10 protein-coding genes are annotated in these 12,421 nt (G+C 34.4%); all 10 read right to left on the reverse strand.

From position 1 onward, the window contains the following. Nucleotides 1-98: 98 nt before the first annotated feature. The 10 genes from map to ACM6F9_RS00755 all read right to left on the reverse strand — a co-directional run bounded on the left by map (nucleotide 99) and on the right by ACM6F9_RS00755 (nucleotide 12,406). Entirely contained in the window at nucleotides 99-863 is a 765-nt protein-coding gene (map, locus tag ACM6F9_RS00710; protein ID WP_414843962.1) for a type I methionyl aminopeptidase, read from the reverse strand. A gap of 200 nt (nucleotides 864-1,063) precedes the next feature. Further along, a complete protein-coding gene (locus ACM6F9_RS00715; protein WP_414843963.1) occupies nucleotides 1,064-1,474 on the reverse strand; it encodes a hypothetical protein in 411 nt (136 codons plus the stop codon). Nucleotides 1,475-1,477: 3 nt separating this feature from the next. Further along, on the reverse strand, nucleotides 1,478-1,771 hold the full coding sequence (locus ACM6F9_RS00720) for a hypothetical protein (protein WP_414843964.1): 294 nt from the start codon (nucleotides 1,769-1,771) through the stop codon (nucleotides 1,478-1,480). A 329-nt stretch (nucleotides 1,772-2,100) separates the two neighbouring features. Next, nucleotides 2,101-2,490: a hypothetical protein gene (locus ACM6F9_RS00725; RefSeq protein WP_414843965.1), complete on the reverse strand. Its 390-nt coding sequence runs from the start codon at nucleotides 2,488-2,490 to the stop codon at nucleotides 2,101-2,103. Nucleotides 2,491-2,492: 2 nt separating this feature from the next. After that, nucleotides 2,493-3,623: an RHS repeat-associated core domain-containing protein gene (locus tag ACM6F9_RS00730; RefSeq protein WP_414843966.1), complete on the reverse strand. Its 1,131-nt coding sequence runs from the start codon at nucleotides 3,621-3,623 to the stop codon at nucleotides 2,493-2,495. Nucleotides 3,624-3,972: 349 nt separating this feature from the next. Then, the gene (locus tag ACM6F9_RS00735) at nucleotides 3,973-4,578 is read right to left on the reverse strand and encodes a hypothetical protein (protein WP_414843967.1); all 606 of its coding nucleotides are present in this window, start codon (nucleotides 4,576-4,578) and stop codon (nucleotides 3,973-3,975) included. Beyond that, the gene (locus ACM6F9_RS00740) at nucleotides 4,575-7,283 is read right to left on the reverse strand and encodes an RHS repeat domain-containing protein (protein ID WP_414843968.1); all 2,709 of its coding nucleotides are present in this window, start codon (nucleotides 7,281-7,283) and stop codon (nucleotides 4,575-4,577) included. Before ACM6F9_RS00740 ends, ACM6F9_RS00735 begins: the two co-directional genes overlap by 4 nt. 60 nt (nucleotides 7,284-7,343) lie before the next feature. Next, entirely contained in the window at nucleotides 7,344-8,045 is a 702-nt protein-coding gene (locus tag ACM6F9_RS00745) for a DUF6443 domain-containing protein (RefSeq protein ID WP_414843969.1), read from the reverse strand. Nucleotides 8,046-8,054: 9 nt separating this feature from the next. Further along, nucleotides 8,055-9,299, reverse strand: coding sequence for a hypothetical protein (locus ACM6F9_RS00750; RefSeq protein WP_414843970.1), 1,245 nt, complete (start codon nucleotides 9,297-9,299; stop codon nucleotides 8,055-8,057). Between the two features lie 11 nt (nucleotides 9,300-9,310). Then, nucleotides 9,311-12,406 (reverse strand): hypothetical protein, encoded by a 3,096-nt coding sequence (locus tag ACM6F9_RS00755; protein ID WP_414843971.1) that lies wholly within the window; start codon nucleotides 12,404-12,406, stop codon nucleotides 9,311-9,313. Nucleotides 12,407-12,421 lie beyond the last annotated feature (15 nt).

Here is a 12,421-nt window from a genome sequence, read left to right on the forward strand (position 1 = left end):
TTCGCTCAATGTGAGATTTTCAGCAAAGAAGTTATGATAGAATTGTGCCTTATAAAACTTTTATTATTATACATGTGTTTGTGATAAACCTACCTCTTTTAATTCAGGATTTCGTTCATTTCAGTTAAGATAATTGGCTTTCCGTCAGTAATCATAATGGTATGTTCGTGCTGAGCCATATAGCCGCCTTTATTTCCTACCATCGTCCAGCCGTCTTTTAATTCTACAGCAATATTGGAATCGGTGGAAATAAAAGTTTCAATCGCCACAACAGAGTTTTTCTTAAATCTTCTGGAATCATAGCGGTTTCTATAGTTCAGCAATTCATCAGGCTGCTCGTGTAAACTTCTGCCTACTCCATGGCCGGCAAGATTCTTAATGACTTTAAGGCCTCTTTTCTTTGCTTCTGTTTCCATTAAATGCCCTATGTCGGCTATTTTTACACCACCTTTGATATTGTCAATGGCTTTTCTTAAAATATCTTTGGATGCTTCCACTAATTTCTGATGCCCATGAATATCTTTTCCGATCACAAAAGAACCTCCGTTATCGGCCCAATATCCATCCAGCTCTGCAGAAACATCAATATTAATAAGATCACCTTCTTTCAGAATCCTCTGATCGGTAGGAATACCGTGACAGAATTCATTATCCACGCTGATACAAGTCCAGCCAGGGAATCCATACGTCAGATAAGGAGCAGATTTTGCCCCAAAATTTTCCAGAATTTTAGCTCCGTACTCATCAAGATCTTTTGTGGTCATACCCGGTTCAGCATAATCCATCATCTTCTTCAGGGTATAGGCAACGGCTTCACTTACTTTTTGCATTCCGGTCATCTGATCTTCGTTGGTGATTGACATATTTTTTGATTATTGTTGATAACTACAAAGTTAGGAAATTTTAAATATTATAGTCCAGCCTGCTTCCATTGTTCAAATCCATTTATTGAAAAATAAAAGCCAATGCAAACAATGGCTTTGTACTTTCTTTATGGACACGAGCGAGACGCTCGCGCCAGCGGGGGGAGACTATCTCACTTTTGATACAACCTCTTTTGTTATTATTTACAATCTTCGCCCCAGCAGCGATTCCTTATCTTCATCAATTTTAAAATATAGACAGTAAGCTCTTCATCATAAACATATCTACTTACACCAACCCTATAAACAACACCGTTCTTGACAGTAAAAATCATATCCACTTTTTGCTCATTAAGAAATATTGTAAGGTAGCCATGGTTATGACTTACTCTTACTTCTTCTCCTTCAGAAAATTGGTTAATTCTTTTACAGATAAACGCTAGATCATTTCTATTTTTTACTTTTAGATTTCTTACACCTCCGTTGAATTCACTCCATCGGTTTTCTATTTGTATGCTTGTACTATCACATTCGACAGGTTTATTTTTACAGCTAATCAGAAGCAATAAAGGGATTAGGAATATGTATATATAATTATATGTTGTTCTCATTAATTATTTTGGTTTAATTAAATTAGTCATCTCACCCAAATAAGCTGTATCTCCACTAAATGTAGATCCTGAAGCAGAAACATCTTCAGGGCCAACTCCTAAACCATAGCTGTATCCATGATACAATAGCTGATCTTTAACAAATGTCTTTTTAGGGATATAATAGTTTTCATAATTCCATTTGTATTCATATTCTCCACTATAACTTTCAAATGTGGATGCCCCTACAGGTCCACCTCCTATTTGTCGTCCTTCCCCCCTGCTGGCGCGAGCGTCTCGCTCGTGTCCATATTTCAATCATTAAGTTTGCAGACATTTTTAATATGGCTTATTATAATAATAATTTTCAATATTAAATATAATAGTGCTAAGCTCTTATTATATTATAAACAATGAATACATGAAGCATAAAAATAAAGAAAATTTATCACAAAAACCTATGTGACAATAAGCTATATGAACAACCTCTGCAAATATGCAAGGGTTGTTATTTATTCTACCTTGGAAACCAGAAGGTAAGTTTATTTAATAAGCTCAAAGTCTGGAGACTTTGCGCAGCTGGGGTTTTATTATTACTTCAACGCCCGAAAAAATTCATAAAACAAGAGCAGGAAAATTTTATCTTTTTATTTTATGAAGCATAATCCTTGAATATCTGAAGTTATCATAATGTCCTTTATTATATAATCTTTATCCTTTAATGCAATAGACTCTCCATAATAGGAAATATTTTTAATATTTGATTTGGGGAAAGGTATTTGAATACTTAATGATTGAAGATTTAATTTATAGATGTTGTTCAACTTTACGTAATTATTACATTCTTCGATATTATTTTTTTTTGAAACTATTTTTATAGTCTCATAAATAGGAGTATTAATATTTTGTGCATAAATTATATAAACACTATTTAACCTTTCAATTCTAACAATTTTATATTCAATTCTTGATTCTATTTTTTTTGAGCTAGAACAAGAAGTTAGAGTTAGAATTATTATAATTAATATATATTTCATAATTATGGATAAATGTAAATTAATTCATTTGGTTTTTTTCCAGTTGTGTCCTTAAGAAAAACTTGAGTAATTGCTCCTTTTGAAAAAGGATTAGCACTACTTCCATCAGATCTTTTTGCAGAAATATCATATCCATCAGTTTGCGAAGTAGCACTATTATATGCTATATTATACACGCTAAATGGATTATCTCCTTCAGCGTTAGTAGCAATACCAACTGATAATTTCCCCAATGCTCTTGCAGCTAAAGCTCCCTGATAAGATTCTGTTACTTCGTGCAGAGTATCAGCTCCTGGACGCCAAAAAAAAGCACTTACTCTTTTAGCAATAGCAGGGTTTATCTCTTGTCTAGTTTCAGTAATAGGATTTAATGATTTACCATCAGTACTTAATAAATATTTAGTTTCGCTTCCTCCAAATGCACCAAGAACATACGGGTAACCATCTGATGTCTTTTTTGTATATTCAGCTGTTAAATTCACATTTACAGAATGGTCATCTATTGCATTCACCAATTGTTGAGCATCATTAGACAACTTAGCACCAGCATTATTCTGTGTATAAGATACCTTACCATTACTATTCATTTTTAAGGTAAGTTCAGAAGATACTGATTTTTGTAATTCATCCAATGCAGCTTGTTTTGCCCCTCCTTTTATAATAACATCGGTCCCTTTCCTACCATCTGGATCAGTAAACCTCGAAGGATTATTAAAAGCATAATTATATGGACTATGTCTGGTCATCTTCTCTGCCAATGGGTCAACAACACCCCATCTACCAAGATCCGGTATATAGAATCTCGCACCATAATCATACATTCCGCTTTCCTGAAGCTCCTTCCCATTGTACTTGTATTTATAAGCTGAATTCCCGGTCAATACGTTATATCCTTCATGCTTCAATCCAAACGGATAATAATTACTTTCTTCAATGATCTCTGTTCCGGCTCCATTCTTAGCATAACTTAGCCTAACATTTCCAAGGTGATCTGTATAATTGTACACATACTTTCCGGTCTCTACATTAAAATATCCCTCTGCTGTTGGGAAGAATTTTAATACAGAATCTGTATACTGGAAGCCATCAAGATAATCGGTTGTTTCTATACCGAAAACCTTTCTTACCTTCACGCCGTCTGCTCTGTAAAGATAATCCGTTACTTTGGCATTTTGGGTGACTTTTTCAGGTAAATTTAGATAATTATGTTGGATGGAAATATAATTAATAGAACCTTATTTATGAACAACCCTTGCCATATTTGCAAGGGCTGTTATTTATCTTACCTTAAAAAACCAGAGGGTAAGTTTATTTAATAGTCTCAAAGTCTGGAGACTTTGCGCAGCGGGAACGGTTTATTAAATGGTTAGCAGGATTTCAGGTTTCTGGGCCAAAAATAAAACCCACCGCGGTTTCAGTGGGTTTATCTTTATCTACTACACGAAAGGATTCGTGCGGTAGCGGGGTAGCAAAATTTATTTATTAAACCTTATCAATATAATTTTTAGCTAATTTGTAATATTCATTTTTTTCATTATTATTGAAGTTTAACATCTCATCTAAAATTTCTACCTGTTTTTCTACACTGGTAAACATATCAGCACTTTCTCCAAAAGATTTTATAAAAATTTCTTTAGTTTCTAAAGAAGTAAATCCTACTACTGCTATCTCCCAATCTCGTGAACCAATTATTGCCCAATCGTTGGAATCAGAAAACCAAGCAATGTCATCGGAAACTATAGCAAGTTCTTCTGTAGAACGATCCATCATAATTTTACTTAATTCTTCATCTGTATTATTTACACTAATATTTAATATACTATAAGCATTAAAATTTTTATAAAAGTACTTTTCAGGAGAAGGATCAATAGTATAAAATATTAAATTTTTATTTCCTATTTTGATTAAGTATTCTTTTATTTTCTCAAAAAAAGATTTATGAAAAACAAAAGAATACTCAAAGCCCAAAAAGTATTTGAAATTATTATTAAAAGCATTATTTTCAAACGAAGTATAATTAGGAAATAGTTCATTTAATCTTGCTTTGAATTGCTCAAACTCTGTCTTATCTCTTATAAAATCTATCATTGTCCTCCTGTTTCGGGTTTTAAACGTATTTTAATATCTGCTTGTTTGCTTTCAGGGCCCTTACGGAAATCTGCAGTTGGTTTTCCACCTTTGTCAGGTCGAATTGTATAAGATTGATCACCTTTTTTATACTCTGTCACTTTTCCTCCACCTTTTTCAGTTTTCTCATACCCCGATTTCTCAAGATTTTTTCCAAATTCTTCTTTGGAAACATCTGTCTGCCTGTTTGCAACGCCTTCTTTCCCTCTACTAGAGTTTTCTATCTTATCGTATTGAGAAGATTGTCCTTCAGGCTTCACTTGTTCAGCAATACTTTCAGGTTTTGCATTTTCTGTCACCTTATCCATAGTTTGGGCAGGTTCTGCTTTGTTACTTCCTGTAATTGAATCCCAACCTTTGCTAATAGCATTTCCAATCTTTTCCCAGAAACCAATCTGTGGTGGTGGTGTTGCTCTACCCACTAAAGTAATTCCCTCAATTGGAACTTCTCTAATCATTGCTTCCGTTACTGGAGTTGTAGGAATATTAGAATTAGACATCATCAGGAACTCGAAAGGAACTAATTCAAGACCTTCAAATTCCCGTCCCATTCCTAATTTATTTTCTTGGAAAGCGTATGTAGAATTATATGAAAATTTGTCACTCAATGGATCTATTTGGATAAATCTTCCAACATCGGGCATATATTCACGCCACTTAAATGAGTAAAAACCCGTCTCTTGAAGTTCCTGCCCTTGGTATTTATATTTATATGCAGGATTTCCCGACAATCCATTATACCCTTCATGTTTCAATCCAAAAGGATAGTAATTACTTTCTTCAATGATCTCTATTCCTGCTCCATTTTTAGTGTAGCTCAATCTGGTATTTCCAAGGTGATCCGTATAGCTATACACATACTTACCGGTCTCTACATTAAAATATCCTTCTGCCGTTGGAAAGAATTTCAATGCAGAATTTACATACTGGAAACCATCCAGATAATCAGTTGCTTCTGTACCGAAAACCTTTCTAACCTTCACTCCGTCTGCTCTGTAAATATAATCTGTTACTTTAGCATTTTGGGTAATTTTTTCAGGTAAATTTAGATAATTATATTGGATGGAGGAAATTCCTTTGTCCGCTTGGGTTGTAATATTTCCGTTGACATCATAAGTAATAGTGCTTCCTGTACTTCCTGATGCTAATGGATATCCACTGATGGCATTTCCGGTTCCAATTTCTTTAAGGTAAGATAACTTATTACTTTGTTCTCCGTTTTCATAATGATATTCCAGATTGTCCATTACTTCAGGTGCTGTATATCCCGGAAGCTGTTTCCCTCTTCTTAAAAGCGTTTTTATATTTCCGTTAAGATCGTAGGTAAGCTGCTCGTGGTATTCTCCTCTTTCTAAATTCATGGCATCCCAGAAACGTCCTTCTTTAAGTCGATTAAGGCCATCGTATTCATATGAATAATTTCTCAGTACGGCATCATTTTGAGTAATCCATGACATCTGGGAAATATTCCCATTATACCTCGCTGAACCTGAAAACTGGCTGTTCGGATTGTTATAACGCAGTTCATAAGCAAAAAGTTTGTTCTGCAGATTGGCAGGATCATTCACTTTTGTCACCCAGCCTCTGATGTTGTAGGTATATTTTACACTCTGCAATGGACTGCCTGTAGTATTTCCTACATTTTTAGTCTGTAATTGTCCCAGATCATTATACAGGTTTTCCGCAAGAAGTTCCTGAGCACCTCCGTTTACCTGGTTCCAATGTCTTACCAGTCTTTCCTGATGATCATATTCAAAAGTTTCTTTGATGTTTACCTTGGTATCATTAGCTGACCTTTTATGTTCAACAAGGCTATACTCCGGAACTCCGGAAAACTTCAAAGAGCTTTCGGTTTTTGTATATCCCCCCAAATGATTTAAAGAATGGGTCGCAATAGCTCTTCCTTTTTTATCATAGTAGGTAAATGATTTTGTCCAGCCATCATTTTCAATATTCTTAACATAAGAAGCTGTTGGAAGACTTTTAGTACTTACTGTGGAATTCTGGGTGGTCTGCGGCAATACATCCTGCCCTAAAACCGTACTTACCGCCGGGGCTTCCTGAGGATAGGTATCATAATAATTAACGGTAAGAAGCTTATCAACAGTTGTAGGGTAAGCCGTGTTTCCGTATTCAATGCTAACCCCATTCAGCGTAAGGCTTCCACCTCGGGTTTCAAAAGTATCTGCAGGTTGGTTATCAATAGTATTCTGTATCATATTTCTTGAATTGGTATCCCTTGTAACCCCTGTATAAACTACTCTTCCGAAGCGGTCATATTTGCTAAACAACCATGACTGATCTGCTGAAAAATTAGCAATTCCATTTTTGAGAGCAATATCTCTGGATAGAATAATCTGATCTTTTTTATTGTAAACCATTTGCTCCAGATCTTTCCCAGGAAGTTTCTTTTCTACCAGTCTTTTTTTGCCATCATATTTATATTGATAGCAAAGATGCTCCATTGCTGAAGCCGAAACTGTTGTAGTAGCAGAAGCTAAAGGTGGGATCACAAACGCAAGTTGGTCATATTCATTATAGACGTAATAGGTGTCTGCATTTTCTGAAGAACTGATTACTTTTCTTACCAACAGAGTCTGGCCGCTGCCGTTTTTAAATTCTATGGTTTTATTGCCGTCTTCGTCTGTTACCGTGTTTTTATACAACTGTGCTTCTCCATAGGTTCCGGATGGAATGAGCTCAGAGGAAGTAGCACCGTCTACCCATTAGGTATTGGTGGTATATTTTTTAACTTCACCGGCTGCATTGGCTTCATATCCAAAAACAACAGGTTTGCTCTGCCAGTCATTACCCGGATTTTTCTGGTTTAAAACTCTGTCAAGCGGTGAACTTTCCAATGTTTTGTGGCTAAAAGGAAAAGAATCGTTAATCCCATTGGCCTGATAGTAGCTATTGGCACTGCCTTCTACATTGGGCTGGATATTTCCACTCAGTGAGCTCATAGGAACCGGCAGCCAGCTGTCAACCTGTCTTCCAAAATTATCGTAAGAAATATGCGTTACCAGATCTTTTCCGGTAGGAGTAGATTTAATGCTCACACTCTGTTTTGGTCTTCCCAGGCCGTCAAAAAACTGTACACTCTGTACCTGCTGAAGGGATCCGTCTGAAACCGCAGTTGGAACTAAATACTGTCTGGTATAAATATAGTTTTCCGTAGATGGAATATTGGATGAATAATTTACATTGATGGGAGTATATGTTCCATTGTTATTATTGCCAGTAGAAGACCCTCCTATGTACGCACGAAATGTTCCATTGACTGAACTGAACTGGAATCCCGGAAGCATACGTATACTCTGAGGGTCTGCCACTTCAGTATTAGGAGCAGGTGGTGCTGTTAAGACAACCTGTCCATAATGGTGAAGGCCCCACAACAACCCAATGCTTATAAATATTTTTCTATACATTATTCTCTATTAATGGGTTGCAGTTGATTTCATCGTAAGAAACTGTTCTTTCAGCTGTTTGATTTCTGAAACAGCATTTTTTAAATCTAAATTCTCGGTTTCTAATTGCTTTATTTGTTGATCCTGTTTAATAACGTATAATGTAAGCTCTTCGATTTTCTGTAGTAGCTTGATCTGGAACTCGCCTACATTGACTCCTTCTTTCTCCATCACCTTTGCGGAAGCAATTTCAGGAAGGTGCTTTTTTTCTTTAATATGTTTTGCTACTTCCTCCAGCTTTGGAAGGTCATAGTTTTCATCAAAAACAAAGTCGGCCGTTGGCGTTAGGGTAACCTTTAATTCTTTAGCTTCCAATTTTCCGTTCAACAGTGCATTACCATTAGGCCTGATGGCCATTTGTATCTTCTTATTGGTAATAAAGTTAATGGCTCCATATGTTGGGGAATCACTATCATTTTCAATGTTAAAATCTGCAAAATTTCCATATCTAAGCCCGGAAGATGCATATGCTGAATTGATTTCAAGATTGGCTTTATTATGAAATCCAATGCTTACTATATTGCTTCCTCCTGTTGCTCCGGAAGCTAAAAACTGAGCCAATACAACATTCTTGTCATTCGTCATTTCTTGAGCAACTTCAAATTTTGCCTGGGGATTCACAGAACCAATTCCAACATTTCCTCCTACATACATCTGCCCATCCTGTCTTAAAGAAAAAGTAACATCTTCTGTTCCTGTTCCAAAAATGATATTTTTCATAAAATATCTCTCAGAATTTCTTAAATGATTCGTTCTTAATTCAAAGTGATTCGAACCTACACCACCTCCTTCATATATGGTCAATCTCGATTGTGGAGAAGCAAAGTTAATTCCTACATTTCCGTTCTGAAGAATTGAAAATCTTTCAACCAAGTTGGTTGCATCATGAACTGCAATAGAAAATTTTGATCCTCCCGTGTTCCCACTTTCTTCAGTCGCAGTTATTCTTGCCTTAGGAAAGTTAGAATATCCTGCAAATTCTAATGTAGGATATTTGGGATTGGATGAAACACCACTCCAACCTGCGGTCGAGATCGTTATTTTTCCTCCATTTTGGTCACCAACTTCCAGATTAGCATGAGGATCGGCAACCCCAATTCCTATATTATTAGATGTAGGAGTAGAGCTTTGATTGACAACACCTGCTGATGTATATAATTGTGCGAATGATAATTGTGCTGTTAAAATTCCTGCAATGAATATTATTTTTTTCATAATTTAAGTTTTTATTGTTTATAATTATATTTAAATTCTTTTAATAAGTTTCCTGTTTTATCTTTTTCTCTGATTTCCATAAGTCTGTTTGCTGAATCATACAGATATACTTCTCTGATCCCTGATGGCGGAGTAATACTTCGAACACCAATTAATGGATCATAGGTATAGGTTGTAATCTGATAGTTTGGCAGACTATTTCTGAATGAATCCAATACTGATAAGAATGATGCTTCATCATTGTTAGCTGAAGTGGATGCATCTGTATTAGAAGCATTAATAATAGAATCAATAAGTGACTGCTGGATATCTGATAATTTTGCTCCTTCTATTTTGGCAATGGGCTGGGTTTGGTTATACCCCCAGATAATAACCGTTGAAATACCATCTTTTGTGGTGTACTGCTTTAAATTACCCTTAGAATCGTATTTATCATACAAGACTTCTGTAGATGGAATATTTTGAAGATCATAAGATAATATAGATGTCGGAAGCACTAAGCTTCCAGTTTGAGTTGAAGGTAAAGTTAAAGGATAGACAATTTCTGTCTTAGATAAAACTTTTGTACTTGTACCTATAGTTTGTGAATTCGTAGCCAATAATGGAATTCCTACTATATTCAAATTAACAAGTTTTGTATTATTCAATGACTGGGCAAATTTTTTATCCTCTGATATTGTTTTACCATCTGAAGTAATTGTATTAATTTTATTGTTATTTAAATATGATATATCATTATAATAATAAATATTCTGAGTAATAATATCTCCAATTGTATTCTTTTCTTCGATTTGAGATGAAAGTAATGTGTAGGGTTTCACATATTCTTTTTGAAAAAGTTCCCATGCATTTGAAATTTTTTTGACTTTTGTACTGTAGTCCTGATTAGTGTTTCTACAGTTTATATTAAGGATATTATTTTTTGAAATGTTTTTACAATAATCTTTATCAATAAAACCATAATTCATTTTAGTAGTTCTTATCACTATATTATTTTTGTAGTAGTCTTCCTGTATTAATTTTCCTCTAGCAAAGCTTTGATCTTCAAGGTCTGTTTCCTTGTTTTTAAGATAATTCTGAAGAGTATGGTCATAATTAAATTGTGGAGAATGTATTTGCACAAAGTAATTAGCACTATTCAGAATATCTGGATTTGTTTTATATGTAGAGAATGTATGCTGTTTTTGTAATTGTCCATCAACATATTCAAAAACATTCGAATATTCAATATTACTACCAGAATATGCCTGAAGTTCTATATTTGAACCATTCTGTCTAAGTTCTTTTTTTAAGGTATAGCCTCCTGGTGCACTTTGCTTATATTCAATATAGTCAACAAAACTATATATTGATTTTAAAATACCGCTTGATTCAGTAGAATTAATATCTTTTATGTATTTATAAGTTTTTACAATTGGAACTGTATTATCAGGATTATCTGTCATTTTTTGAATTCTCATTCCGCTTGCAATACCGATCTCACTACTGATCTGAGGTAAAAAATTGCTGGATGAATTTCTTACCAGTCTAGAAGAAAATGTATTAGGTTCATAGATAAATTCAGTATATCCTTTGGTAGGATATGTAATCTTTTTTAATAAACCGATATCATTAAAACCAGAATCTACATTTCTATTATCAGACAATATTTCCGTATCTCCGGTATTAGCATAAAATTTATAGTCAGGAATCATCATATTAGTTTCTGGTTTACCATTATAATAACCCCAATAATCTACCCCTCTTGTTGCATCATCCGGAAAAAAGGTATCCTTATAATAATCGAAAGTATAATCTTTATTATTGATTTTCAAAGCAGTAAGAAACCATCTTCTTTTTGTACTCCCTTTTGGAGTTATTGTCAGATCAATAGTTTTGGTAATATTATTCTGATACTTCTCTTCCATCTTTTTTAGCTTATAAGCTTTATAACCCAAATCATCAATGTAAGTATCGTATGTGAAGAGAATTTTATAAGTATTATCTACATTTATTTCTTTCAACATCACTTTTTTTGTGAGATTAATTCTTATATATGGGCTCTGCCAAGTACTATTCTGTGAAGAACCAGATACAGAATATCCTGCCCAAGAATAATCATATTGTGCTGTTGAGTTTTCTGCATCCTGCTGGAAGTATCTATTCAGATCAAAAGCAAAATTAAAACTGTTTGCATTCGTTACATAAGGCAGTGCATTTTTTTGTGTACAGTAATTGCTCCCTCCTCCTATTGGGTCATCCTCATTGTAAGTATATGTTACGTTACGTCCATTAGTAAGTTCTACTTTATACAAATACCACGAGGTAATTGTAAAGTCTGCAGAACCTTGAAATGCCCCCTGACTAGTCTGGTACTTTCCTAAATCACTTGAAAGCTCTAAATTAGCATATTGCCCTCCAAAATAATATTTATTGCCTTTACCATCAATTATTTTGAAAGTAGAAAGTTCCGGTTTACAATTTGTTTGTTCGGCAACCCATTGCTGTGAATATCCAGAGATATCCACTACAAGGTTAGGATCATTAGATCTTATTAAAGGAGTGCCATCATTGCTTAAAGTAAAATATCCTGAAATACCTAGGAAATTAAAATTATATTTATCCGATTCTAGCTCTGAAGAAATTGATCCGTTGTAAATTCCAGGCCAGGGAGTTGAAAGTCCTGTGCTTAATTGAAAATTTTTGGTGTATATATCATTCGCTGATTTGTTGTATGCTATTGCTGATAAAAACCCATTAAGAGAAGCAGATTGGACAGTAGTAAAATCATCAGGAATACCCCTTACTTCTCGGGTAATAGTACCCGAAGTATTAATAAACCAATTGAGCCCAGCAAATCCGGATTTTTTTGTAGGAATAAATCCTGAAGAGTCATACCCTAAAGATATTGAATTGGTAAAACCTTCAATATTAATGTCAAACAATGGAATGTTTAAATCAATTGTTCCTCTGTTCATATTAACAGGAATATTACCCATTCTTTCATAACTGTATGATTCCGGAGACTTGATATTGATAGGTTTAAAATTAAGTGATTGCCCATTTAATTGGATGAAGGAGCTAGTAAATATTGCTAGCAATATGTATGAATATAATTTTTTCATCATGTTTACTTTTTAATA

It is taken from the genome of Chryseobacterium sp. IT-36CA2, from assembly GCF_949767875.1.
In the GTDB taxonomy this organism is placed as follows: Bacteria; Bacteroidota; Bacteroidia; order Flavobacteriales; family Weeksellaceae; genus Chryseobacterium.

What these genes read in the sequence shown, in the direction of transcription:
- map (WP_414843962.1), bottom strand. Translation starts at nt 863, where the DNA reads ATGTCAATCACCAACGAAGATCAGATGACCGGAATGCAAAAAGTAAGT.
- ACM6F9_RS00725 (WP_414843965.1), bottom strand. Translation starts at nt 2,490, where the DNA reads ATGAAATATATATTAATTATAATAATTCTAACTCTAACTTCTTGTTCT.
- ACM6F9_RS00750 (WP_414843970.1), bottom strand. Translation starts at nt 9,299, where the DNA reads ATGAAAAAAATAATATTCATTGCAGGAATTTTAACAGCACAATTATCA.
- ACM6F9_RS00715 (WP_414843963.1), bottom strand. Translation starts at nt 1,474, where the DNA reads ATGAGAACAACATATAATTATATATACATATTCCTAATCCCTTTATTG.
- ACM6F9_RS00755 (WP_414843971.1), bottom strand. Translation starts at nt 12,406, where the DNA reads ATGATGAAAAAATTATATTCATACATATTGCTAGCAATATTTACTAGC.
- ACM6F9_RS00745 (WP_414843969.1), bottom strand. Translation starts at nt 8,045, where the DNA reads ATGTATAGAAAAATATTTATAAGCATTGGGTTGTTGTGGGGCCTTCAC.
- ACM6F9_RS00735 (WP_414843967.1), bottom strand. Translation starts at nt 4,578, where the DNA reads ATGATAGATTTTATAAGAGATAAGACAGAGTTTGAGCAATTCAAAGCA.